At 70.1% G+C, this 22,940-nt stretch carries 21 protein-coding genes, 1 tRNA gene and 2 pseudogenes; 8 read left to right on the top strand and 16 right to left on the bottom strand.

Features of this window, described 5'->3' with window-relative positions; genetic code table 11:
- Positions 1–78: 78 nt before the first annotated feature.
- A tRNA-Leu gene (locus tag JHB91_RS03580) sits at positions 79–165 on the bottom strand.
- Between the two features lie 257 nt (positions 166–422).
- On the opposite strand from JHB91_RS03580, the gene rnr reads away from it, so the two are divergent.
- Positions 423–2,915, top strand: coding sequence for a ribonuclease R (rnr, locus tag JHB91_RS03575; RefSeq protein ID WP_233398594.1), 2,493 nt, complete (start codon positions 423–425; stop codon positions 2,913–2,915).
- A gap of 20 nt (positions 2,916–2,935) precedes the next feature.
- Positions 2,936–3,694, top strand: a complete 759-nt coding sequence (rlmB, locus tag JHB91_RS03570) for a 23S rRNA (guanosine(2251)-2'-O)-methyltransferase RlmB (protein WP_199372559.1) — start codon at positions 2,936–2,938, stop codon at positions 3,692–3,694.
- A gap of 89 nt (positions 3,695–3,783) precedes the next feature.
- Here rlmB and rnt read toward each other — a convergent pair.
- The 11 genes and pseudogenes from rnt to JHB91_RS03515 all read right to left on the bottom strand — a co-directional run.
- Positions 3,784–4,359: pseudogene (rnt, locus tag JHB91_RS03565) on the bottom strand (ribonuclease T); the annotation flags it as partial.
- A gap of 79 nt (positions 4,360–4,438) precedes the next feature.
- Entirely contained in the window at positions 4,439–5,239 is an 801-nt protein-coding gene (locus JHB91_RS03560) for a putative DNA-binding domain-containing protein (RefSeq protein WP_199471523.1), read from the bottom strand.
- A complete protein-coding gene (locus JHB91_RS03555; RefSeq protein ID WP_199472641.1) occupies positions 5,229–6,083 on the bottom strand; it encodes a DUF692 domain-containing protein in 855 nt (284 codons plus the stop codon). Before JHB91_RS03555 ends, JHB91_RS03560 begins: the two co-directional genes overlap by 11 nt.
- Before the next feature lie 51 nt (positions 6,084–6,134).
- The gene (locus tag JHB91_RS03550; RefSeq protein WP_199471511.1) at positions 6,135–6,557 is read right to left on the bottom strand and encodes a hypothetical protein; all 423 of its coding nucleotides are present in this window, start codon (positions 6,555–6,557) and stop codon (positions 6,135–6,137) included.
- Positions 6,558–6,644: 87 nt separating this feature from the next.
- Complete coding sequence (phoU, locus tag JHB91_RS03545; RefSeq protein ID WP_199471508.1) at positions 6,645–7,349, bottom strand: phosphate signaling complex protein PhoU; 705 nt, start codon at positions 7,347–7,349, stop codon at positions 6,645–6,647.
- Complete coding sequence (gene pstB / locus JHB91_RS03540) at positions 7,346–8,188, bottom strand: phosphate ABC transporter ATP-binding protein PstB (protein WP_199471506.1); 843 nt, start codon at positions 8,186–8,188, stop codon at positions 7,346–7,348. The genes phoU and pstB overlap by 4 nt, the downstream gene beginning before the upstream one ends.
- 25 nt (positions 8,189–8,213) lie before the next feature.
- Positions 8,214–9,095 (bottom strand): phosphate ABC transporter permease PstA, encoded by an 882-nt coding sequence (gene pstA / locus JHB91_RS03535; RefSeq protein WP_199471504.1) that lies wholly within the window; start codon positions 9,093–9,095, stop codon positions 8,214–8,216.
- Complete coding sequence (gene pstC / locus JHB91_RS03530; protein ID WP_199471503.1) at positions 9,095–10,063, bottom strand: phosphate ABC transporter permease subunit PstC; 969 nt, start codon at positions 10,061–10,063, stop codon at positions 9,095–9,097. Before pstC ends, pstA begins: the two co-directional genes overlap by 1 nt.
- 51 nt (positions 10,064–10,114) lie before the next feature.
- Entirely contained in the window at positions 10,115–11,203 is a 1,089-nt protein-coding gene (gene pstS, locus JHB91_RS03525; protein ID WP_199471501.1) for a phosphate ABC transporter substrate-binding protein PstS, read from the bottom strand.
- A gap of 271 nt (positions 11,204–11,474) precedes the next feature.
- Positions 11,475–12,422, bottom strand: a complete 948-nt coding sequence (locus JHB91_RS03520; protein WP_199471499.1) for a restriction endonuclease — start codon at positions 12,420–12,422, stop codon at positions 11,475–11,477.
- A gap of 82 nt (positions 12,423–12,504) precedes the next feature.
- Positions 12,505–12,780 carry a polyhydroxyalkanoic acid system family protein gene (locus JHB91_RS03515; RefSeq protein ID WP_199471496.1) on the bottom strand — a complete coding sequence of 92 codons (276 nt, stop codon included), beginning with the start codon at positions 12,778–12,780 and terminating at the stop codon, positions 12,505–12,507.
- An 86-nt stretch (positions 12,781–12,866) separates the two neighbouring features.
- Here JHB91_RS03515 and JHB91_RS03510 point away from each other — a divergent pair, with 86 nt between their 5' ends.
- A complete protein-coding gene (locus JHB91_RS03510; protein WP_199471493.1) occupies positions 12,867–13,661 on the top strand; it encodes an FHA domain-containing protein in 795 nt (264 codons plus the stop codon).
- Here the strand turns inward: JHB91_RS03510 and msrQ are convergent.
- Positions 13,638–14,279, bottom strand: coding sequence for a protein-methionine-sulfoxide reductase heme-binding subunit MsrQ (gene msrQ, locus JHB91_RS03505; protein WP_199471492.1), 642 nt, complete (start codon positions 14,277–14,279; stop codon positions 13,638–13,640). The genes JHB91_RS03510 and msrQ overlap by 24 nt on opposite strands.
- Positions 14,280–14,284: 5 nt before the next feature.
- On the bottom strand, positions 14,285–15,256 hold the full coding sequence (gene msrP / locus JHB91_RS03500; protein WP_199471489.1) for a protein-methionine-sulfoxide reductase catalytic subunit MsrP: 972 nt from the start codon (positions 15,254–15,256) through the stop codon (positions 14,285–14,287).
- A gap of 97 nt (positions 15,257–15,353) precedes the next feature.
- Here msrP and serC point away from each other — a divergent pair, with 97 nt between their 5' ends.
- The 4 genes and pseudogenes from serC (at position 15,354) to aroA (ending at position 20,140) form a co-directional block, all read left to right on the top strand.
- Entirely contained in the window at positions 15,354–16,460 is a 1,107-nt protein-coding gene (serC, locus tag JHB91_RS03495) for a 3-phosphoserine/phosphohydroxythreonine transaminase (RefSeq protein ID WP_199471487.1), read from the top strand.
- A 79-nt stretch (positions 16,461–16,539) separates the two neighbouring features.
- A pseudogene (gene pheA, locus JHB91_RS03490) lies at positions 16,540–17,652 on the top strand (prephenate dehydratase); the annotation flags it as partial.
- On the top strand, positions 17,652–18,815 hold the full coding sequence (gene hisC / locus JHB91_RS03485; protein ID WP_199471482.1) for a histidinol-phosphate transaminase: 1,164 nt from the start codon (positions 17,652–17,654) through the stop codon (positions 18,813–18,815). The pseudogene pheA and the gene hisC, both read left to right, overlap by 1 nt.
- Entirely contained in the window at positions 18,812–20,140 is a 1,329-nt protein-coding gene (gene aroA, locus JHB91_RS03480) for a 3-phosphoshikimate 1-carboxyvinyltransferase (protein ID WP_199471479.1), read from the top strand. The genes hisC and aroA overlap by 4 nt, the downstream gene beginning before the upstream one ends.
- Positions 20,141–20,204: 64 nt before the next feature.
- Here aroA and JHB91_RS03475 read toward each other — a convergent pair whose 3' ends face one another.
- Both JHB91_RS03475 and JHB91_RS03470 read right to left on the bottom strand, forming a co-directional pair.
- On the bottom strand, positions 20,205–20,813 hold the full coding sequence (locus tag JHB91_RS03475; protein WP_199471477.1) for an energy transducer TonB: 609 nt from the start codon (positions 20,811–20,813) through the stop codon (positions 20,205–20,207).
- A 75-nt stretch (positions 20,814–20,888) separates the two neighbouring features.
- Entirely contained in the window at positions 20,889–21,467 is a 579-nt protein-coding gene (locus JHB91_RS03470) for an energy transducer TonB (protein WP_199471474.1), read from the bottom strand.
- A gap of 163 nt (positions 21,468–21,630) precedes the next feature.
- Between JHB91_RS03470 and serS the strand changes: the two genes are divergently transcribed.
- Positions 21,631–22,923: a serine--tRNA ligase gene (serS, locus tag JHB91_RS03465; RefSeq protein WP_199471472.1), complete on the top strand. Its 1,293-nt coding sequence runs from the start codon at positions 21,631–21,633 to the stop codon at positions 22,921–22,923.
- The last annotated feature ends 17 nt before the right edge of the window (positions 22,924–22,940 follow it).

Genomic DNA, 22,940 nt, shown 5'->3' with positions numbered 1-22,940 from the left:
TCTACGCGCAACAAAAAACCCCGCTTTCGCGGGGTTTCGTGTCATCTCGTCGAAGGGCATGGCCCCGCGACTTGTAGATGGTGCCCGGAAGAGGACTCGAACCTCCACGGAGTTGCCCCCGCTAGCACCTGAAGCTAGTGCGTCTACCAATTCCGCCACCCGGGCAGGTGGGCGCGCATTGTTGCAATGCAGTGCTGCGCTGTCAACGGCTGCGTGAGAAGTTCACCACGGCCGGCGCGTACAATTGCCCGATGACAAAGACCACAGGCAAGGGCGGCCACGGCCGCGACACCCCATCCGCGAAGGCCGGGCCAGGCCAGGCGTCGGGCACGAAGCCCGCGAAGGGCAAGACCGGCACCACGCAGAAACACGGCGCACACCCGCCCTCGCCGCGCGCGAAGCCGGCTGCCTTGCCGGGCTGGATGCCTGATCCCGCGCTGGTGCGCGCGATGTCACCCTCATCGCGTGGTGCATCGGCCACGCCGCGAGACACGACGCGCGGGACAGCTCCAGAGACCGCTCCGGAGGCTCCGGCTCCGAGGGCCCCGAGGGCTCCGAAGGCTCCGACCGCAAGGGCCCAGCCTCCGCACGCAGCATCGCGCAGCGACGCACCGGAGCCGAGGCAGGCCAGGGCGCCGGCGCCCGCTGCCGGCACGCCGTTCCAGGATCCGCAGGCCGCGCGCGAAGCGGGCCGCTACGAGCATCCGATCGCCAGTCGCGAAGCGATCCTTCAAGTGCTCGCGGCCGCCGATGGTCCGATGGACGCAGCAGCGCTGGCCGAGCGCCTCGGCCTGCTCGAACCGCATCGCGCCGACGCGCTCGACAAGCGCCTGGGCGCGATGGTTCGTGACGGCCAGATCCTCAAGAACCGGCGCGGCGGCTTCGTGCCGGCGCGCCAGCTCGACCTGATCCCGGGTACGGTGATCGCCAACCCGGAAGGCTTCGGTTTCCTGCGACCGGAAACCGGCCATGGCGACGACCTGTTCCTGCCGCCGGCGGAAATGCGCAAGGTGATGCACGGCGACCGCGTGCTCGCTTCGGTCACCGGCGTCAACCGCCGCGGCCGCGAGGGCGCGATTGTCGAAGTGCTGGAGCGTCGCGTACAGCGCCTGATCGGCCGCTTCGCGCTGGAGTCCGGCATCAGCTACGTGGTGCCGGACGACAAGCGCATCCAGCGCAACGTGCAGATTCCGGCCGATGCGCGCCAGGAGGCACGCGACGGCCAACTGGTGGTCTGCGCGATCGTCACCCCGCCCGACAGCCACCGGCCGCCGATCGGCCGCATCCTGGCGGTGCTCGGCGACAAGCTCACCGCATCGATCGCGGTGGAAGCCGCGATCCACGGCCATGACATCCCGCACGAGTTCCCGCCCGAGGTGCTCGACGAAGCCACCGCCGTGCCCCTCGAGGTCGACGCCGCATCCGCCAGCCGCCGACTCGACCTGCGCGCCTTGCCGCTGGTGACCATCGACGGCGAGGACGCCAAGGACTTCGACGACGCGGTGTACTGCGAGCCCAACCGCGACGGCTTCCGGCTGATCGTGGCGATCGCCGACGTCTCGCACTACATCCGCCCGTCGGCGCCGCTCGACGTCGAGGCGCAGAAGCGCGCGACCTCGGTGTATTTCCCGGGTTACGTGGTGCCGATGCTGCCCGAGACGCTGTCCAACGGCATCTGCTCGCTGAAGCCCAAGGTCGACCGCCTGTGCTTCGCCTGCGACATGCAGGTCGACCGTAAGGGCAACGTGGTGTCGTCGTCGTTCCACGAGGCGGTGATGAACTCGCACGCGCGCCTGACCTACACCCAGGTCTGGAACGCGGTCGGCGAGGGCGTCCCGGATGCCGACCGTGATGCCGCGCAGGCCTTCATCGGCCAGCAGTTGCAGCAGGTGCGCCAGCTGCACCAGCTGTTCCAGGTGCTGGAGAAGGCGCGCCGCCAGCGCGGCGCGATCGACTTCGAGACCTCCGAGGTGCGCTTCGTGCTCGGTCCGCAGGGCGAGGTGACCCAGGCCGGCATGCTCCAGCGCAACGACGCGCACAAGCTGATCGAGGAATGCATGATCGCGGCCAACGTGCAGGCCGCGCTGTTCCTGCTCGAAGCGGCGGTCCCGGCTCCGTTCCGCGACCATGACCGGCCGCCGGAAGCCAAGTACGCCGACCTGCTGGAATTCCTCAAGGAGTTCCACCTGCGCCTGCCGACATGGCAGAAGGTGCAGCCCAAGGACTACCGCAAGCTGCTCGAAACCGTGCGCGAGCGCCCGGACGCGGCACTGCTGGAGTCGGTGCTGCTGCGCAGCCAGTCGCTGGCGGTGTACGCACCCGAGAACATCGGCCACTTCGGCCTGGCGCTGGAGGCGTACGCGCACTTCACCTCGCCGATCCGCCGCTACGCCGACCTGCTGGTGCACCGCGCCATCAAGCACGCGCTGACCGGTGGCAAGGCCGCCAACTACGAATACTCCGCACACCAGATGACCGCGCTGTCGCTGCAGTGCTCGGAGCGTTCGCGCCGCGCCGACGAAGCGCAACGCGAAGTCGACGAACGCTATCGTGCGGCGTGGATGGAAGAACACGTCGGCCGCGAGTTCGACGGCGTGGTGAGCGGCGTGACCAGCTTCGGCCTGTTCATCGAGCTGGCCGAGTCCAAGGTCAACGGCCTGGTGCACGTGACCCAGCTGCCCAACGATTTCTACCACTTCGACCCGATCCGCAAGACCCTCACGGGCCAGCGTTCCGAGCGCGAATACCGCCTCGGCGACAGCGTGCGCATCGTGGTGCTCAAGGCGAGCGTCGAGGAACTGAAGATCGACTTCCGGCTGGTCGGCGAAGGCCAGGGCAAGCCGGCTGAGCCGGGCGAACCGCGTGCGCCCACGCCGCGCGGCCAGCCGGCCAAGCGCGCCAAGAAGAAGTACTGAGCGCGACCACCAGGGCACTTATGACAAGCAAGCAGAACCAGTGGATCGTCGGCATCAACGCGGTCGCGTCGGCGATCGAGCACGATGCCGACAACGTGCGCGAAGTGTTGCTGGAAGCGGGCGGCAAGAACGCGCGCATCGGCGACATCGAGGACAACGCGCGCCGGCGCGGCATCGACGTGCGCCGCGTGGCGCAGCAGGCGCTGGACGGCGTGGCCGGCGGATTGCGCCACCAGGGCGCGGTGGCGCGCTATGCCGCGGCGAAGACGTTTGACGAGGACGCGCTGCCGGAGCTGGTGGAAGCGGCCGGGGGTCGCGCGCTGCTGCTGGTCCTCGATGGCGTGCAAGACCCGCACAACCTGGGTGCCTGCCTGCGCAGCGCCGCCGCGGCGGGCGTGACCGCGGTGCTGATCCCCAAGGACAAGGCGGTGCAGGTCAACGCCACGGTGCGCAAGACCTCGGCCGGTGCCGCGGACAGCATCCCGGTGGTGCGCGTGACCAATCTCGCGCGCAGCCTGCGCGAGCTGCAGAAGCAGGGTGTGTGGATCTACGGGCTGGCGGGAGATGCAGGCGCGTCGCTGTACGGCATCGACCTGCGCGGCAACGTGGCGCTGGTATTGGGTGGCGAAGGCGAGGGCCTGCGGCGGCTGACCCGCGACATGTGCGACCAGCTGGTGTCGCTGCCGATGCCGGGTGCCGCGGCCGCGGGCGTTGAAAGCCTCAACGTGTCGGTGGCCGCCGGCGTGTGCCTGTTCGAGGCGGTCCGCCAGCGCGTCTAGGCGGGCAGGATGTCGCCGCTGGCGTCGGCCGCGTCCGGCCCGGCACCGGTGTCGGGGCTGGTCGCAGCGGCCGGCTGGGCGTGCAGTCCCCAGGTGTTGGCGATGATGCAGAACAGCTCGCCGGTGCGTTCGGTGTCGTACACGGCCGAATGCGCTTCGTCGCTGTTCCACTCCATGCCTGCCGCCTGCACCGCGCGCGCCAGCACGGTTTGCCCGTAGACCAAGCCGGCGAGGGTGACCGTGTCGAACACGCTGAAGGGATGGAACGGGTTGCGCTTGTGCCCGCTGCGCGCAACCGCGGCGTTGAGGAAATTCAGGTCGAAGTGCGCGTTGTGGCCAACCAGGATCGCGCGCTGGCAACGATGCTTGTGCATCGCCGCGCGTACCGGCGCAAACACGTGGTCGAGCGCCTCGCGCTCGGGCTTGGCGAAGCGGAACGGATGGTCCAGGTCGATGCCGGTGATCTGCAGCGACTTCGGATCGATGGTGGTGCCCGGCGCCGGCACGACGTGCGCGCTGGCGCCTTCGCCAAGCACGTAGCGGCCGGCGTGGTCCAGGTCGACCGGGCGCACCGCGATCTCGAGGAGTGCGTGGCGGTTCCAGTCGAAGCCACCGGTCTCAACATCCACCACCACCGGCAGGTAGCCGCGGAAGCGCGCCGACATCGGGGCGAAGGAAGGGGGCGCGGAAGATTCGGGAAGGGTGTTCACCGGCACTAGTCTAGCCGAGCGCCGTGGCCGGCCCTCACCGGCGCACGCCGGCCACGATGCCCTGGCGATGCCACTGCCGCAGCATCGCCACGCCCTGCGCGAGGAAGGCGTCGTCGCAGGCACAGCCGGCTTCGCCTGCCAGCGCCACCAGCTGGTCGCGACCGCTCGCGCCAGGCGCTTCATCCAGGCGCTGCAGCAGTCGCCAAGCCAACGAGCTGGGCGCGTGGAAGCGGATACGGCCGTCGGCCTCGCGGTGCAGGAGCAGCAGCGTCGGCTGCGACGGTGGCGACGCGGGCTGGAAATCCGGGCCGATGCGGTGCACGGGCCAGGCGTATGCCAGCGGCCAGGCCAGCGGCGACAGCAGCGGCGCACCCGCCAGCAGTGCGGCATCCACGTCGGTGTCCGGTGCATCGAGCGGGTCGTGGGCGATGTCGTCCACCCGCGCCTCGCTGATCTGCAGCGCCAGCTCGATCCATTCGTAGTGCGCAAGTTCGACGAGCCAGGGCTCGCGGCCGCCGCTGTCCTCCAGATAGCGGAGGAACTCGCGCGCGACCTCGGTGAACAGCGGCGTGCGGGCGCCGTGGTCGCGGTAGAAGTCGCGCGCCAGCGCTGGCCAGCGGTCGCCGTAGAGCCGCTTGATCACCGGGAAGTTTCCGCCGAGCAGGCCTTCGATGTTGTTGAAGAACAGGTCACGGTAGATCTTCAGGCGGCGCGCCTCGATGCCCGCGGGTGGCGGTGCGCGGCCTGGGTCGCGGATGTACGCGGCCAGCGCATCCTGCTGCGCGCGCAGCGTTTCGTCGCCGAGCTGGTCGCCGGAGACGCGGTCAGGCGGCATGTTCGCGCACCGTCGCTGCAGTCAGGTGGCCACGCACGGTGGCGAGCTCGCCCAGCAGCGCGTCGAACGGCGGAAAGTTGAAGTCGCGCTCCAGCAGCGTGGGGCGCGCGCCATGGACGCGGTAGGCCTCGGCGAGCAGCGCCCACACCGGGTCGCCGACCGCCGCGCCATGGGTGTCGATCTTGAGGTCCGGGGCCTCATCGTAGTGGCCGGCGACGTGGATGTAGGCGATCCGCGCGGACGGCAGCCCGCGCAGGAATGCGTGCGCGTCATAGCCGTGGTTGGTTGCGTTGACCACGATGTTGTTGACATCGAGCAGCAGGTCGCAGTCGGCTTCGGACAGCACGGCGTTGATGAACTCGAGCTCCGCGAGCGGCGTCGCCGGTCCGGTCGGCACGACCGCGTAATAGGAGATGTTCTCCACCGCGATGCGGCGACCGAGGATGTCCTGCGTGCGGCGGATGCGCGCGGCGACGTGGTGCACCGCCGCTTCCGTGAACGGCAGCGGCAGCAGGTCGTAGAGCTGGCCGAGGCTGTCGCCGCAGGCGCTCAGGTGTTCGCTGTAGACAGGCGTGCGATGGGCGTCGAGGAAGCGCCGCAGTTTGTGCAGGAAGGTTTCGTCGAGCGCCGCCGGGCCGCCGAGTGAAAGCGACAGTCCATGGAAGACCATGGGCTGGCGGGCCGCCAGCTCGGCGAACGCATCGCCAAGCGCGCCGCCGACGCCGATCCAGTTCTCGGGCGCGGCCTCGAGGAAGTCGAAGCTGCCGGCAGGGGCTGCGCGCAGCTCCGCCAGCAGGCCGCGGCGCAGCCCCAGACCAACGCTGCGAGGGTCGAGCAAGGGCATCATGACGGTCACCGGCGCGCGAGCGGGCGCGCGCCGGTGGTGGGCCTCAGGTCAGGCGGCGCCGCCGCACTTGCCCTCGCCACACTTGCCTTCGCCGCACTTGCCTTCATGCGCGGCCTTGCCGTCGCCGGCCTTCTTCTCGGCGTGGTGGGCGTCGTGCTCGGCCTGGTCGACGAAGCCATCGCTGTTGGTGTCCATGGCGGCGAAGTAGGCGGCGTCCTTGTCGGGATGGCGCGCGGCGAACTCGGCGGAGGAGATGCGGCCGTCGCCGTCGGTGTCGGCATTGGTCATGCCGCACTTGCCTTCGCCTGCCTTGGCCTCGGGATCATCGGCCGGCGCGTCGGCGGTGATCGCCGTGCCGGCGGCCATGTAGCCGCTGCCGAGCTGGTGCATCGCGAACGCGGAGCCGGAGAGGGCGATGCCGCCGAGCGCGGCCATGGCCAGGGCGACGGGTTTGATCGTGGGCTTCGACATGTCGGTCTCCATCAGGTCCGGCGGATGCCGGGAGGGCGGATTATGCCGCAGCCCGCGGTGCTGCATCGCAGCAGCCGCGGCCACCATTCAGGAGGTGGTATTGGTGTCGTCGCGCTTCTCGCGGGGCGGCAGGTTGTCCTCGCCGCGCACCACGAACCAGATGTTCTCGGCGATGTTGGTGGCGTGGTCGCCGATCCGCTCCAGGTTCTTGGCCATGAACAGCAGGTGCGTGCAGCCGGTGATCGCGCGCGCGTCTTCCATCATGTAGGTGAGCAGCTCGCGGAACAGGCGGGTGTACGCGGCATCGAGTTCGGCATCGCGCTCGCGGACCCGCTGCGCGGCCTCCGCGTCGGCGTTGCGGTAGGCCTCGAGCACGTCGCGCACCTGGCGCGCGGCCAGCACCCCGAGGGGCGCAAGGCCACCGGCCAGCGGCAGCGGCGGCGCCTGGTTGAGCGCCTTGGAGCGCTTGGCGATGTTGCTGGCGTAGTCACCGATGCGCTCGAGGTCGGACACGATGCGCAGCGCGGCGAGGATCTCGCGCAGGTCGCGTGCCAGCGGGCCGCGGGTCGCAGTCATCATCACGTCCTGGCTGACTTCGCGTTCGATGGCGTCGATGGCGTCGTCGTTGGCGATGATGCGCTCGGCGGCGCGGTCGTCGCGGCGTTCGACGACGTCGAGCGCGGCCTCGAGCTGGGCGACCGACATCTCGCCCATGCGCAGGATCTCGCCGATGATGCGCTCGCGCTCTTCGTCCTGGGCGCGCAGGATGTGGTCATGGGGCTGCATGGTCATCCGAACCTTCCGGTGATGTAGTCCTCGGTCTGCTGCTTCGAGGGGTTGGAGAAGATGGTCGCGGTCGCGTCGTGCTCGACCATGTCGCCGAGGTACATGAAGGCGGTGTAGTCGGAGACGCGCGCGGCCTGCTGCATGTTGTGGGTGACGATGACGATGGTGTAGTCGAGCTTCAGCTCCTCGATCAGCTGCTCGATGCGGCTGGTGGAGATGGGATCCAGCGCCGACGTCGGCTCGTCGAGCAGCAGCACCTCGGGTTTGAGCGCGACGGCGCGCGCGATGCACAGCCGCTGCTGCTGGCCGCCGGACAGGCCAAGCGCGCTCTGCTGCAGCTTGTCCTTGACCTCGTCCCACAGCGCGCCCTGGCGCAGCGCGCCTTCGACTCGGGCGTCCATCTCGGCCTTCGAGAGCTTCTCGTGGTGGCGGATGGCGTAGGCGATGTTCTCGTAGATGGTCATCGGGAACGGTACCGGCTTCTGGAACACCATGCCGACCTTGCTGCGCAGTCGGTTCATCGGGTATTTCGGCGCCAGGATGTCCTCGCCGTCGAGCAGGATGCTGCCGCTCGCGACCTGTCCGGGGTAGAGGGCGTAGATGCGGTTGAACACGCGCAGCAGGGTCGACTTGCCGCAGCCGGACGGGCCGATCAGCGCGCTCACGCGCTTCTCGGGGATGTCCATGTTCACGCCCTTGATGGCGTGGAACTTCCCGTAATGGAAGTCGAGGCCGCGCACCTGGATCTTGATCGGTGGCTTGCCGGCGGCCGTGGCGCGTTCCGGGGTCGCGGTGGAGAACGCGATGCGCCCGGCGGCAGGGTGGCGGGGGGAACTGTCATTCATCGACGGGATCCGGGGAGAAAGGGTGTCAATCATTCGGGATGCGCTTGCGCAGCAGCAGTGCGCGCGCCAGCAGGCCGGTCAGCAGCACGAACACGGTCAGCACCAGTGCGCCTGCCCAGGCCAGCTGCTGCCAGCTTTCATAGGGGCTGGCGGCGTACTGGTACATCACCGTGGGCACGCTGGCCATCGGCTGCATGATGTTGCTGTTCCAGTACAGATTGCCGAAGGCGGTGAACAGGAGCGGCGCGGTCTCGCCGCTGATCCGCGCGAGCGCCAGCAGGATGCCGGTGACGATGCCCGCCGACGCGCTGCGGTACAGGACCTGCACGGTCACCTTCCACTGCGGCACGCCGAGCGACAGCGCCGCTTCGCGCATCTGCGTGGGCACCAGCCGCAGCATCTCGTCGGTGGTGCGCAGCACCACCGGCAGCACGATGAAGGCGAGTGCGACCGCACCGGCGAAGGCCGAGAAGTTGCCGCCGCTGCGCATCACCAGCAGCGTGTACACGAACAGGCCGAGGACGATCGACGGCGCCGACATCAGGATGTCGTTGATGAAGCGCACGGTGCCGGCGATGCGGCTGCGGCTGCCGTACTCGGCAAGCCACGTGCCGGCGGCCACGCCCAGCGGCGCACCGATCAGGATCGCCAGCCCGCACATCACGGCGGAGCCGAACAGCGCGTTGCGCAGGCCGCCTTCGGCCATCGGCGGTGGCGTGTCCTGCGTGAACAGCTGCCAGTTGATGCCGGCGATGCCCTTGCTGACCAGCGTCCACAGGATCCAGGCGAGGAATACCAGTCCGACCACGGCGGCGACGCAGGACAGCACCATCGCCGCCGCGCTGGTGATGCGCCGGCGCAGGTACAGGCCGTCCGCGGCGCGCCGCGGGTCAACCAGGGCCGACATCAGTTGCCCTCCTTGCGCGCGAGCCGCGAAAGCATCATGCGCGCCAGTGCGAGCACGACGAAGGTGACGATGAACAGCACGAAGCCGAGCAGCAGCAGGGCCGATCGGTAGGTGTCGGTGGCTTCGCCGAAGTCGTTGGCGATCAGCGCCGCGATCGTGGTCCCGGGCTCGAGCAGCGACGGCGTCAGGCGCACGCTGTTGCCGACCACGAACGCGACCGCCATGGTCTCGCCCAACGCGCGGCCCAGGCCGAGGAAGATGCCGCCGATGACCGCAGAGCGCGTGTACGGCAGCACCACGTCCCAGCAGACCTCCCACCTGGTCGAACCCAAGGCGTAGGCCGATTCCTTGAGTCGCGCGGGCACGGTCAGGAACACCTCGCGCATCACCGAGGAGATGAACGGGATGACCATGATCGACAGCACCAGGCCCGCGGTGAGCAGGCCGATGCCCAGCGGCGGACCCTGGAACAGCGCGCCGACCAGCGGCAGGCTGCCGAAGTGGTCGTTGAGCCAGGGCGTCACGTATTCGGTCATCATCGGGACGAACACGAACAGGCCCCACATGCCGTAGATGATCGACGGAATGCCCGCGAGCAGCTCGATTGCGGTTCCCACCGGGCCGCGCAGCCAGCGCGGCGCGACCTCGGTCAGGAACACCGCGATGCCGAAGCTCACCGGCACCGCCACCAGCATGGCGATGATCGCGGTGACCACCGTGCCGTAGATCGGCGCCAGCGCACCGTAGCGGTTCTCGACCGGATTCCATTCGGCCGACAGGAAGAACGACAGGCCCTGCGATTGCAGGGCGTCGCGGCCACCCCAGAGCATCGCCAGCGCAGCGGTGGCGAGTGACAGCACCACGAAGACCACTGTGGCCACCAGCGCGTAGCGGAACCAGCGGTCTGCGCGCGCGTCGCGCTGGTCGCGCGTGCGCGGGGCGGTGTCGGGGAGGGTTGTGGCGCTCATCGGGATCCCTGCATGCGAAGACGCCCGCCGTGGATGCGGCGGGCGCGGGCGTCACTTGTACTCGGCGGCCCAGTAGGCCTCGATCTGCTGCACCAGCTCGGGCGGCAGCGGGACGTAGTGCAGCTCGGCGGCCTGCGCCTGGCCGTTCTCGAGCGCCCACTTGAAGAACGCCAGCGCAGCCTTGCTGCGCGCCGGATCCTTCGGCTGCTTGGGCATCAGCATGAAGTTGGTGGCGGTGATCGGCCAGGACTCCGCGCCGGGTGCATCGGTGATCACCAGGTTGAAGTCGGTGGCGCCGGCCCAGTCCGCCGTGCGCGCGGCCGCGGCGAAGCTCTCGGCGCTCGGCGCGACGAAGTTGCCGGCAGCATTCTGCAGCGAGGCGTACGGCATGGTGTTCTGCAGCGCGTAGGCCAACTCGACGTAGCCGATCGAGCCCTTGATCTGCTGCACGTACGAGGCCACGCCTTCGTTGCCCTTGCCACCGACGCCGAGCGGCCAGGACACCGAGGTGCCTTCGCCGACCTTCGCCTTCCACGCCGGGCTGACCTTGGACAGGTAGTTGGTGAAGTTGAAGCTGGTGCCCGAGCCGTCGGAGCGGTGGACGATGCTGATCTTGCCGGCGGGCAGGCCGAGGCCGGGGTTCAACGCGGTGATCGCGGGATCGTTCCAGGTCGAGACGGTGCCGAGGAAGATGTCGGCGAGCAGCGGGCCGCTGAGCTTCAGCGCGCCGGGTGCCAGGCCCTCGATGTTGACCACCGGCACCACGCCGCCGATCGCGGACGGGAACTGGCCGAGGCCGGCCTCGGCCAGCTCTTCGCTGCTCAGCGGCTTGTCGCTGGAGCCGAAATCGACGGTGCCGGCCTTGACCTGGGCAATGCCGCCGCCGGAACCGATCGACTGGTAGTTCACCTGGCTGCCGGTGGCGGCGTTGTAATCCGCCGACCAGCGCGAGAGCAGCGGGTAGATGAACGAGGCGCCGGCGCCGGAGACCTGCATGGCGACCGCATCACCGGCGGCGTCGGCGGTGCCTGGCGCAGCGGTGGATCCATTCGCAGGCGCATCGGTCGAGGGCTGGCAGGCGGCGGCGAACAGCGCGACAGCGAGCGCCAGCGAGGCAGTACGGAACTTGGGCAGGGACATGGCGGGGTTTCCATAGGGACGGAACGCCGTTGGGCGTGCGGCCATTGGATGATGTTTTTATGACCGCTTCATGACAGACGGTGCGCGAGGCGTCCCGCGACCATAAAAAAGGGCCCGTTACGGGCCCGAGAATGCGAAACAGGAGGGAGAGGAGAGAGGGGTTCAGCTTCTGGTGATTGCGGCCGTAGCGTCATTCAAGCCTGCGGCGGTGACCCGAAGATGTCGTGGCGATGACAGCCCGATGACCGCGCCAGGCCGGCCTTCGCCGGCCTCAATAGTTCCGGCATTGGCGGAATCGCACCTGCGCGTCGTGCCCATGCGGCGGCGTCAACTGGATGCGTGACGCGGCCAGTGCCGGATAGCGCTCGATCAGCGGGCAGATGGCGGTGAACGGGTCGTGGTCGGCATCCACCGAGGCCAGGAACACTTCCATGGTGGACGACGTGGACCAGATCACGCGGTCGACCATCGCCAAGGTGGAGACCGCACTGGCAATGTCGGCGCGCTGCTGTTCGAGCGTGGCGTCGTCCGGGTAGCGGTCGGGCACCGGCGCTACAGCTGCCGCGGGCGCATCCCGGCGGGGTGACAGCTCCGCGGCGGGCGTGAGGGTCGCGCCCGCGTCGAGAGCTGCGTCGCGACGGAAAGGCGACAGGGCGGTGAACACCGCCACGCCCGCCACCAGCGCAAGCAGCCAGGCCGCCAGCGTACGCTGGCGCGCACGCGCGGCCGCGGTGGCGCCAAGTTCGTCCAGCAGCGACGCGGGAACCAGTGCGCGGAGCTCCGGCCACAGGGTGGGGCCGTCCAGCAGCTCGACCTGCTCGCGTCGCGCCGGCGCCCGGGCGTCGTCGGCCACGCGCCCCTGGGTGACCAGCAGGCCACCGGCGGCGCCTTGCACGCGCATGGCCGCGGCCACCTCATCCACGTCACGCCGGCCAAGCACGAACGCACTGCCGTGCTTGCAGGCCAGCAGGAAATGCGCGCCATCGCGCGCCAGCGTGAAGTCGCCGTCGCCGGAAGGCGCCTCGCGGTCCACCACGCGGCTGAAGCCGCGCCTGGCGAGCGCGTCCAGCACGAGGGTGATGAAGCTCCGCCAGGACATGTCCGAGAGCGCCTCGATGCCGCCCGCGGCCTCGTCACGACGCTGCAGGACGCCACGGATGATGAAGGTGGCCGCCGCGCCGACGGCCAGCACCACGGCGATCGATACCAGCCACTGCATTGCTGCACCCAAACCAGGCTCTCCTCTTGGTGCGGGAAGGATAGACGCAAAGCCGCAGCCGCCGGCCCGCGCCAGGTGCAACTCAGGCGAAGCGCTCTTCCAGTACGCGGCGGATCTCGGTTTCGATCGGTCCCTTCATCGCCGACATCAGGAAGCCGAGCTTGGCGCTGAGGTGCAGTTCGGTGGGCAGCAGCGCGATGTGGCCATCGATGCCGGCGCGCTTGAAGTGCAGGGTGTCGCCCTCCCAGGCGCACTCGGCGCCGAAGCGGTCGGCGAGCTTGTCGGCGACCTGTTGCACGGCGTCGCGCGCCTGGGCAGGCGGCAGGGAATGCGCGTGGCGGATGTCGATGCCGGACATGGGATCCAACCTGTGTGCGTGGGACGCCATTCTGCGGGCGCGCGGGCATCGTTCCAAGCCTTGCCGCATGCTAGATTGCCTGCCGCATGGATACGCTCAGGCTTCGATTCGCGGGCAACGACGCCGATCTCCCGCTCACGGGGGGCGTGCACGGCATTGGCCGCATCGCCGGCGGCAACGGCGCGCTGGGCCCGGTCCCTTCATCGCCTGCGGTCGCGTTCTGCGTCGACCGTCGCGGCGTATGGCTCACGGTTCCCCCGGAAACCCGCGGCGTGCATGTCAATGGCCGTCCGGTGCGTCGCATGGCGATGCTGCGCGTGGGCGATGCGATCTTTGTCGACGGCACCGAGATGCGGCTGGTCGCGGCGCAGCCACCACGGCAGCCGGACGCCGGCTTCGACGACAGCGGCACCGAGCCCGGCGACGCCCGCGTGGTGCTGCGCGGCGTCGGTGGCCAGTACCACGGCCGCAGCTTTACCCTCGAGCGGCCGCGCCTGGTGGGGCGTGCCCCCGAGGCCGATATCCGCATCGACGAACCGGCATTCGCCGACCGCCATGCGCGCCTGGAGATCCATGGCGGCGAAGTTGTGCTGCGCGACCTCGGCTCGGCCGAAGGCAGCGTGGTGAATGGCGAGGCGGTCCGCGATGCCGTGCTCCAGGCCGGTGACCAGGTGGTGTTCGATGCCCACCATCGGTTCGTGGTCGAAGCGCCGGCGCCTGCGCGTGCCAGCCGGTCCGTGGAGGCCGATGACCCCGGGTCGATGGAGGTGCCTGCGTCGCAGGCGCGGGGCGCCAGTGGAATGCGCCTGCCGTGGCTGCTGCTGGCTGCGCTGGTGCTGGCGGGTCTGCTCGCGCTGCTACTGCTGTTTGGCGCCGGCTGATCCGGTGCGGGCGGGTGCGGGCGCGCGTTGGCGCGCGACCCGTCGCCACAGGCGCCACCCGAGCAGCACAGCCAGGATGGCGGCATACAGCGCCGGTTCGCGGATGTCGGACTTCACGATCCACCAGAAGTGCAGCACCGCCAGCACGGCGATCAGATAGATGACGCGGTGCAGCTGCCCCCAGCGACGCCCGAGGCGTCGGATCCAGCCGCGGGTCGATGTCACCGCCAGCGGCACCAGCAACAGCCACGCGGCGAACCCCACGGTGATGTAGGGGCGCTTGACGATTTCTTCGAACAGCAGCGCCCAGTAACCACGCAGGTCGAGCGCCAGGTAGGCGGCGAGATGCAGGGTGGCGTATGCGAATGCGTACAGGCCCAGCATGCGGCGGAAGCGCAGCACCACCGCCTGGCCGCTCAGCGCGCGCAGCGGCGAGACCGCGAGGGTGACCAGCAGCAGGCGCAGCGCCCACAAACCCAGCCGGTGCTCGATCTCGGCCACCGGCTCCGCACCGAGCGCGTCGATGTCGGCGCCGCCGGCCACCTGCCAGGCCTGCCACGCAAGGTGCGCAAGCGGCGCCAGCGCCAGCGCGTGGACGGCGGTCTTGGCCGCGATCAACCGGTTCAGTACCAGCGCTCCAGGTCCAGGCCGGCGTACATCGAGGCGACCTGCTCGCCGTAGCCGTTGAACGGCCGGGTCGCGATGCGCTCGGCGAACAGGCGGTTGCCGCTGCCGGCGATGCGCCGCTCGGTCTTCTGGCTCCAGCGCGGGTGGTCGACCGCCGGATTGACGTTGGCGAAAAATCCGTATTCCCGGGGCTGCATGTCGTTCCAGGCCGTGCGCGGCCGCGTGCGGGTGAACTCGATGGCGACAATCGACTTGATCCCCTTGAACCCGTACTTCCACGGCACCACCAGCCGCAGCGGTGCGCCGTTCTGCTGCGGCAGCGGCTTGCCGTACATCCCGGTGACGAGCAGCGTCAGCGGGTGCATGGCTTCATCCAGTCGCAGTCCTTCGCGGTAGGGCCAGTCGATGATGGGGCTGCGGACGCCCGGCATCTGCCGCGGGTCGGCGAGCGTGGTGAACGCGACGTACTTCGCCGCCGCGGTCGGCTGCAGGCGCTTCAGCACCGCGCCAAGCGAGACGCCCAGCCACGGGATCACCATCGACCAGCCTTCGACGCAGCGCATCCGGTACACGCGCTCCTCGGGCACCAGTCCCGCCAACAGGTCTTCGATGGCGCGCATGCCGGGTTTCGCGCACTCGCCGGACACCGCGATGTTCCAGGGCGAGGTCACCAGGGTCTTCGCCGCGCGCGACGGATCCGCCTTGCCGCTGCCGTACTCGTAGAAGTTGTTGTAGCTGGTGGCGTCCTCGTAGCGCGTCTGCTCCTCGGCGGTGCGCAGGCCGGCGGCCAGCGATGCCGCGGACGGTGCGGGGCCTGCCACGGGCGCTGGCGGTTCACCGCCACGGCAGCCTGCCGCCACCAGGGCGGGTGCCAGCGCCAGCGTCTTCAGCAGGCGCCTGCGGTCGCGGTAGACCGCCTCGTCGGTGATCTCTCCGCTCGGGATTCGAGGGATGTCGCGCTGGCGCATGCTTCGGGTCTCCATCCGGCCGCCGCTGTTGCGCTGCGGCATACTGCGGTCCACCCCCACGCTGCGCCGATGGCGCGCGCAAATCAAGGAGCCCGCCATGTCCCGCGCCTACAATTTCAGCCCCGGTCCAGCCGCACTCCCGGAGAGCGTATTGCGCCAGGCGCAGCAGGACATGCTGGAGTGGGGTGATGCCGGCGCATCGATTGTCGAGATCAGCCACCGCGGCCCCGAGTTCATGGCCGTGGCCGCCGCCGCCGAAGCCGACCTGCGCACCCTGCTGTCGATCCCGGACGATTACGCGGTGCTGTTCCTGCCCGGCGGCGCCACCACCCAGCAGGCGTTGCTGCCGTTGAACTTCGCGGCCCCCGGGCAGCGCGCCGACTACGTGCTGACCGGGCACTGGGGCAAGACCGCCACGCGCCAGGCCCACGCCTACGTCGACCTGAACGTCGCGGCGAGCAGCGAGGCGGGCGGCTTCCGCGACATCCCGCAGGCTGGCGAATGGCGCCTGTCGCCGGACGCGGCCTACGTGCATGTCACCGCCAACGAGACCATCCATGGCGTCGAGTTCCGCCCGGCTGCCGCCGGTGGGCACGCGTTCCCGGACACCGGCGACGTGCCGCTGTTCGCGGATTTCAGCTCCAGCATCGCCTCGGAGCCGCTCGACATCTCGCGCTTCGGCGCGATCTACGCGGGCGCGCAGAAGAACCTCGGGCCGGTCGGCATCGCGGTGGTGATCGTGCGCCGCGACCTGCTCGAGCGCGCCGGCCAGCCGCGCGCGGACATCTTCGACTACCGCCTGCAGCTGGCGGCCGAGTCGATGCTCAACACGCCGCCCACTTGGAACTGGTACCTGGCCGGCCTGGTGTTCCGCTGGATGCTGGACGAAGGCGGGGTGGCCGAGTTCGCGCGCCGCAACGCCGAGAAGGCGCGGCTGCTGTACGCGGCGATCGACGGCTCGGGCGGCTTCTACCGCAACGAGGTCGACGCGGCGGTGCGCTCGCGCATGAACGTGCCGTTCTTCCTCGCCGACGACGCGCACGATGCGGCGTTCCTGGACGGCGCGCGCGCGGCCGGGCTGATCGGTCTGAAGGGCCATCGCGTGCTTGGCGGCATGCGCGCCTCGATCTACAACGCCATGCCGGTGTCGGGCGTGGCGGCGCTGGTCGACTACATGCAGGCGTTCCAGCAGCGCCATGGTTGACTCGGCACCGGGCAAGCGCCACTCGAAGGCCGGGACGAAGGACGCCAGATCCGTCACCGCTGCCGAGGCCGCCGCGGCGTCGAAGCACGAGTCCGGCACCGCAGCGGCAAAGGCCAGGCCCGACCTGGCCGCGGTGCGCGAACAGATCGACGGCATCGACCGCGAGATCCAGGCGCTGATCGCCGAGCGCGCGCTGTTCGCGCGCCAGGTCGGGCGCGCGAAGGGCAAGCTGGCCGCGGCCGTCGAGTACTACCGTCCCGAGCGCGAAGCCCAGGTATTGCGCCGCGTGGTGGACCGCAACGACGGTCCGCTCGCCGACGAGGTGCTGGTACGGCTGTTCCGCGAGATCATGTCCGCCTGCCTTGCCCAGCAGGAGCCGCTGAAGATCGGCTACCTCGGCCCTGAAGGCACGTTCTCGCAGCAGGCCGTGCACAAGCACTTCGGCCATTCCGCGCGCGGCCTGCCTCTGGCGAGCGTGGAAGAGGTGTTCGACGAGGTCGCCGACGGCGCCGCGGATTTCGGCGTGGTGCCGGTGGAGAACTCGGGGCAGGGCACGATCCAGTCGACGCTGGACCTGTTCATGACGTCGCCGCTGAAGATCTGCGGTGAGGTGGAGCTGCGGGTGCACCAGTACCTGCTGTCGCGCACCGGTCGCCTGGAAGACGTCGAACGCATCTATTCGCACGGCCTGTCGCTGGCGCAGTGCCGCAACTGGCTGCGGCAGCACCTGCCGGGCGTCGAGGCGCACGCGGTGTCGAGCAATGCCGAAGGCGCGCGTCGCGCGCGCAACGCCGATGATGCCGCCGCCATCGCCGGCGACAGCGCCGGCCACGTGTACGGCCTGAAGGCCATCGCCGGGCCGATCGAGGACCGCAGCGACAACACCACGCGCTTCCTGGTGATCGGGCGCGCATCGTTCCCGCCGTCCGGCAACGACCGCACATCGCTGCTGGTGTCCATCCGCGACCAGCCGGGCGCGCTGTATCGGGTCCTGGAGCCGCTCGCGCGGCACGGAATCAGCATGAACCGCATCGAATCGCGGCCCGAGCACGGGGCGCTCTGGCAGTACGCGTTCTTCATCGATGTCAACGGCCATGTGGACGAGTCGCCGTTGAAGGATGCGCTGGCTGAAGTGGATGCGTTCGCCGGCGACGTGCGCGTGCTGGGATCGTATCCGGTGGCGGTGCCGTGATGGCGCAGTTGGATGGCGACGCCCACCGTGCCGGTCGCAGCGACGATGCCGCATGGGCGCTGGCGCGTGCGGTGGCGCCGCTGCGTGCACTGCGTGCCTACGACCCGGGGCACGACATCGTCGCGCTGCGTCGCGGCTTCGCACCCGGTGCGCTGCTCGAACTCGGTTCCAACGAGAACCCCTACGGGCCCGGCCCGCGTGCGCGCGAGGCGGCCGCAGCGGCGCTCGGCGAGATCCACCGTTATCCCGATCCGCTGGCCGGCGAGCTCAAGCGCGCACTGGCCGCGCACCACGGCGTGGATGCCACTCAGCTGGTGATGGGCAACGGCTCGCACGAGCTGCTGATGCAGCTGGCGCAGGTGTTCGCCGGCCACCCTGGCGACGAGGTGCTGGTGCCCGAATACGGCTTCGCGGTGTTCGCGATCGCGGCCCACGCCGTCGGCGCGTCGCTGCGTCGTGCGCCGGCGTTCGCGCCTGGCGCGGCAATGCCGCGCGGCCACGACCTCGATGCGCTGTGCGCGGCGGTCACGCCCGCCACCCGCCTGGTCTACATCGACAACCCCAACAACCCGACCGGCACCTGGTTCGGCACGACGGCATTCGCGCGCTTCATGCACGCGGTGCCGGACGACGTGGTGGTGGTGGTCGACGAGGCGTATGCCGAGCTTGCCCATGCGGCGGACTTCGCCAGCGCGCTGGCGCTGCTGCCGCGCCACCGCAACCTCGTCATCACCCGCACCTTCAGCAAGGCCTATGCGCTGGCCGGGCTGCGGATCGGCTACGCGATCGCCAACGCGGCGCTGGCCGCGATGCTCGAACGCGTGCGCGAGAGCTTCAACGTAGGGCTGGTGGCGCAGGCGGCCGCGATCGCGGCGCTCGGCGACCAGGACTGGCTCGAGGACACGTCGCAGCGCAACCGCGAGGAGCGCGCGCGGCTTGCCGCGGCGTTGCGCGCGCGCGGCTTCACGGTCGCGCCGTCGCAGGCCAATTTCCTGCTGGTCGAGACCGGTGCCGCGACGGCGCGCATCGAGGCGGCGTTGCTCGCTTCGGGCATCGTCCTGCGGCCGATGGCCGGCTACGGGCTGCCCGCGAGCGTGCGGATCACCGTCGGCACGGCCGCCGACAACACGCGCCTGCTGCAGGCGCTGGACGCCCTGCCATGAGCGTCGTACGCGAGGACTGGGTGGCCGCGCCGGGGCGGGCGCTGTCTGGGGATACCAGCGTTCCCGGCGACAAGTCGATCTCGCACCGCGCGGTGATGCTGGCGGCACTGGCCGATGGCATGTCGCGCATCGATGGTTTCCTGGAAGGCGAGGACACCCGCGCCACGGCGGCGATCTTCAGCGCGATGGGCGTGCGCATCGACGCGCCATCGGCGTCCACGCGGATCGTCCACGGCGTCGGGATGGACGGTCTGCGCGCGCCGGCGTTGCTGCTCGATTGCGGCAATTCCGGCACCGCGATGCGGCTGCTGTCCGGCCTGCTGGCCGGGCAGTCCTTCGACACGGTGCTGGGTGGCGACGCGTCGCTGTCGCGCCGGCCGATGCTGCGGGTCATGGCGCCGCTGCGCGCGATGGGCGCCGCGATCGACTCCGACGACGGCGAGAGGCCGCCGCTGCGCATCGCTGGCGGGCGGTCCTTGCGTGGCATCCGCTTCGATTCACCGGTGGCCAGCGCGCAGGTCAAGTCGGCGGTGCTGCTGGCCGGGCTGTACGCCGACGGCGCCACCGAAGTGCATGAGCCGCATCCGACCCGCGACTACACCGAACGCATGCTGTCGGCGTTCGGCTGGCCTGTTGAATACGCGCCGGGCATGGCGCGCCTTGTGGGCGGCCATCGGCTGCGCGGGCGCGACATCGAGGTGCCCGGTGATTTTTCTTCGGCGGCATTCCTGATCGTGGCCGCGACGCTGGTGCCGGGCTCGGTACTCATGTTGCGCTCGGTGGGAGTCGATCCCCGCCGCACCGGGCTGCTCGACGCGCTGCGCGCGATGGGCGCCGACATCCGCGAACTCGACCGCCGCGCCGGCGCCTGCGGTCCGGTGGCCGACCTCGTGGTGCGCCACGCGCCGCTGCGGGGCATCGCGCTGCCGGAGGCGCTGGTGCCGGACATGATCGACGAGTTCCCGGTGTTCGCCATTGCCGCCGCATGCGCGCAGGGCACCACGCGCGTGACCGGGGCGGCAGAACTGCGCGTCAAGGAGTCCGACCGCATCCGCGCCATGGCCTCGGGGCTGGCGGCGCTCGGCGGACGTGTGCAGGAAACGTCCGACGGCATGGTCATCGAGGGTGGCAGGCTGCGCGCCGGCAGCGTTGACAGCTTTGGTGACCACCGCGTGGCGATGGCGTTCGCGGTGGCGGCGCAGCGCGCCGAAGGCGAGGTCGCGATTGCCGACGTTGCCAACGTGGCCACGTCATTCCCGGAGTTCGAGACCTTGGCGCGAGCGCTCGGCTTCGGGTTGGAGCGCGCACCACCCGCGTCTGCCTGACTGCGGCCGAGCAGAAAAATGCCGCGCGCGGCGTACGCCAGCGCGCGGCCCCCTGGGGCGACCTTCAGCGATCGAGGCGGAAACTGACCGGGACCTCCACGGTCGAGGCCACGGCCTTGCCGCCGCGAATCGCCGGTTCAAAGCGCCACTGGCGCACCGCCGCCACCGCCGCCTGGTCCAGTGCACGCGAGCCGCTGCGGCGCGCGACATCCACGCTGAGCGGTACGCCGCTTGCGTCGACGTTTGCCGTCACCAGCACCGTGCCTTCCTCGCGCGCGCGATACGCGGTAGCGGGGTAAGTCGGCTCCACGCGGGTAATCGGCGTGGCCTCGCGGTCCGGCTGGCGGGTCGATGGCGGCTTCGCGGCGGGCGCGCGCGCTGCCTCGGCCTGGCGATCGCGTTCTTTCTTCTGGCGCGCCTCATCGGCCGCACGTTCACGTTCTGCGGCGGCGTCCTGGCTGTCGCCGATATCGATCGCGGGCGGGGCAGCCGGTTCAGGTGCGCTGGAGACGCTCCCGCGCTGGTTGTACACGTACCAGCCGAAGGCGAGTACGGCCAGCAGCAGCAGGATCCAGATCAGCGGACTGGCGCTCTTGCGATCGGAAACGGTGTCCCGCTGGAAGCGCGGATCGGCTGGCGGCCTGGGGGCAGGCGGCGGGTTCGGATCGGACATGGCGTGTTCCTCGCAGCGGGGTACGGCGAGACTTCCACAGTTCAGGTTGCGCCCGCGTGTGCGCCTGCCCCCTGTTCAGCGACCGCTGTCGAACGTGATCGGCACATTCACGACGCCCGCGGCCGGCGCGCCGTTGCGCATCGCCGGGCGGAAGCGCCAGCGTCGCACCGCATCGCGTGCAGCGCGATCGAGGTCGGTGGAGCCGCTGCTCGAAATGACCTCGACCTGCGCCGGCATGCCGCGGGCGTCGACATGGATGCGCAGCAGGACCTCGCCGGACTGACCGCGCCGCAGGGCGCGCGTCGGATACCTGGGCCCGGGGCTTTCGATCGGCACCGGTGAACTCGCGGAGAGTTCGGTGGCGGCAAGCTGCGGCGCCGCCGCGGCGGCCGGGGTTTCCGATCGCTGCGCGGGGGCAGGCGCTGCAGGTTCTTCTATCCGCGCCGAGGACGCAGGGGGTTCGGGCAGGGTGGTGTCGGCAGGAGCGCCGCCAAGCGGAGGCGCGGGCAGGGGCCGGAACGCCGGCGATGCCGCGGCTGGCGCCTGTTCGTCGGTCCTGTAGAACCCGTCGTCGTCGCGCTGGCCGAGCCAGATCACCAGGAACAGCGCCATGCCGACGCCGATCGCGGCGGCGACCAGCGACCAGCCGCGCAACGAGGGCAGGGGAAAGGATTTGCGGGCGCTAGCGCGCGGGGGGGCGGGTGTGGGCATCTGGAACCGTAATGATCGCGGTGCAGCCGATTCTGCCACGCGCACGTGCAGCAATCGGCGCACTGACACGCGATAATCCCCGGTCCGTCACGAATCCGAAGACCCGATGCTCGATCCCAACCTTCTCCGCCAGGATCCCCGCGCGCTCGCCCTGCAACTGCGCGAGAGCCGCGGTTTCGAACTGGACGCCGACGTTCTGGAGCGGCTGGAATCCGAGCGCAAGTCGCTCCAGGTGCGGACCCAGGAGCTGCAGAACCTGCGCAACACGCGCAGCAAGGCCATCGGCCAGGCCAAGGCCCGTGGCGAGGATGCCGCGCCGCTGCTCGCCGAAGTTGCCGGTCTGGGCGAGGAATTGAAGGCGTCCGAAGCGGGGCTGGACCGCATCAAGGCCGAGCTGGAAGCCATCGCGCTCGGCCTCCCCAACCTGCCCGACGAGAGCGTTCCCGCCGGCCGCGACGAGTCCGGCAACGTCGAGCAGCATCGCTGGGGCACCCCGCGCACGTTCGACTTCGCGGTGCGCGACCACGTCGATCTCGGCGCGCGCCACGGCTGGCTCGACGGCGATGCCGGCGCGCGGCTCTCCGGTGCGCGTTTCACCGTGCTGCGCGGCCAGCTCGCGCGCCTGCACCGCGCGCTGGCGCAGTTCATGTTGGACCTCCACGTGGGAACCCACGGCTACGAGGAAACCAACGTCCCGCTGCTGGTCAACGCCGAGTCGATGCGCGGCACGGGACAGCTGCCGAAGTTCGAGGACGACCTGTTCGCGACCCTGGTCGGCGAGGGCGAGGCGGCGTCCAGGCGCTATCTGGTGCCGACCGCCGAAGTGCCGTTGACCAACACCGTGCGCGACACGATCGTCGAAGCCGCCGACCTGCCGCTGCGCATGGCGGCGCACTCGCTGTGCTTCCGCGCCGAGGCAGGCGCCCACGGCCGCGATACCCGCGGCATGATCCGCCAGCACCAGTTCGAGAAGGTCGAGCTGGTGTCGGTCACCCGGCCTGCCGAGAGCGATGCCGAACACGAGCGCATGACGCGCTGCGCCGAGGTGGTGCTCGAATCGCTTGGATTGCCGTACCGGCGCATGCTGCTGTGCAGCGGCGACATGGGCTTCTCGGCGCAGAAGACCTACGACCTCGAGGTGTGGCTGCCCTCGCAGCAGACCTGGCGCGAGATTTCATCGTGCTCCAACTGCGGCGATTTCCAGGCGCGGCGCATGCTGGCGCGCTGGCGCAGCGATGAAACGGGCAAGCCCGAACCCGTGCACACCCTCAATGGCTCCGGGGTCGCGGTCGGCCGCGCGCTGATCGCGGTGATGGAGAACTACCAGCAGGCGGATGGCTCGATCACGGTGCCGGAAGCGCTGCGGCCGTACATGGCTGGCCTGGAAACGTTGTCCTGAAAACGGGACAGTTGCGC

It is taken from the genome of Luteimonas sp. MC1828 (genome assembly GCF_016461615.1).
In the GTDB taxonomy this organism is placed as follows: Bacteria; Pseudomonadota; Gammaproteobacteria; order Xanthomonadales; family Xanthomonadaceae; genus Luteimonas.
The sequence above is the reverse complement of the archived record's forward strand: the minus strand, read 5'-3'. Positions and strand labels throughout refer to the sequence as shown.

Excerpts from the sequence above, each read along its gene's own strand:
- rnr (WP_233398594.1), top strand. The coding sequence starts at position 423 with ATGCCTGATCCCGCGCTGGTGCGCGCGATGTCACCCTCATCGCGTGGT.
- rlmB (WP_199372559.1), top strand. The coding sequence starts at position 2,936 with ATGACAAGCAAGCAGAACCAGTGGATCGTCGGCATCAACGCGGTCGCG.
- JHB91_RS03560 (WP_199471523.1), bottom strand. The coding sequence starts at position 5,239 with ATGCCGCCTGACCGCGTCTCCGGCGACCAGCTCGGCGACGAAACGCTG.
- JHB91_RS03555 (WP_199472641.1), bottom strand. The coding sequence starts at position 6,083 with ATGCCCTTGCTCGACCCTCGCAGCGTTGGTCTGGGGCTGCGCCGCGGC.
- JHB91_RS03550 (WP_199471511.1), bottom strand. The coding sequence starts at position 6,557 with ATGTCGAAGCCCACGATCAAACCCGTCGCCCTGGCCATGGCCGCGCTC.
- phoU (WP_199471508.1), bottom strand. The coding sequence starts at position 7,349 with ATGACCATGCAGCCCCATGACCACATCCTGCGCGCCCAGGACGAAGAG.
- pstB (WP_199471506.1), bottom strand. The coding sequence starts at position 8,188 with ATGAATGACAGTTCCCCCCGCCACCCTGCCGCCGGGCGCATCGCGTTC.
- pstA (WP_199471504.1), bottom strand. The coding sequence starts at position 9,095 with ATGTCGGCCCTGGTTGACCCGCGGCGCGCCGCGGACGGCCTGTACCTG.
- pstC (WP_199471503.1), bottom strand. The coding sequence starts at position 10,063 with ATGAGCGCCACAACCCTCCCCGACACCGCCCCGCGCACGCGCGACCAG.
- pstS (WP_199471501.1), bottom strand. The coding sequence starts at position 11,203 with ATGTCCCTGCCCAAGTTCCGTACTGCCTCGCTGGCGCTCGCTGTCGCG.
- JHB91_RS03520 (WP_199471499.1), bottom strand. The coding sequence starts at position 12,422 with ATGCAGTGGCTGGTATCGATCGCCGTGGTGCTGGCCGTCGGCGCGGCG.
- JHB91_RS03515 (WP_199471496.1), bottom strand. The coding sequence starts at position 12,780 with ATGTCCGGCATCGACATCCGCCACGCGCATTCCCTGCCGCCTGCCCAG.
- JHB91_RS03510 (WP_199471493.1), top strand. The coding sequence starts at position 12,867 with ATGGATACGCTCAGGCTTCGATTCGCGGGCAACGACGCCGATCTCCCG.
- msrP (WP_199471489.1), bottom strand. The coding sequence starts at position 15,256 with ATGCGCCAGCGCGACATCCCTCGAATCCCGAGCGGAGAGATCACCGAC.
- serC (WP_199471487.1), top strand. The coding sequence starts at position 15,354 with ATGTCCCGCGCCTACAATTTCAGCCCCGGTCCAGCCGCACTCCCGGAG.
- hisC (WP_199471482.1), top strand. The coding sequence starts at position 17,652 with ATGGCGCAGTTGGATGGCGACGCCCACCGTGCCGGTCGCAGCGACGAT.
- aroA (WP_199471479.1), top strand. The coding sequence starts at position 18,812 with ATGAGCGTCGTACGCGAGGACTGGGTGGCCGCGCCGGGGCGGGCGCTG.
- JHB91_RS03475 (WP_199471477.1), bottom strand. The coding sequence starts at position 20,813 with ATGTCCGATCCGAACCCGCCGCCTGCCCCCAGGCCGCCAGCCGATCCG.
- serS (WP_199471472.1), top strand. The coding sequence starts at position 21,631 with ATGCTCGATCCCAACCTTCTCCGCCAGGATCCCCGCGCGCTCGCCCTG.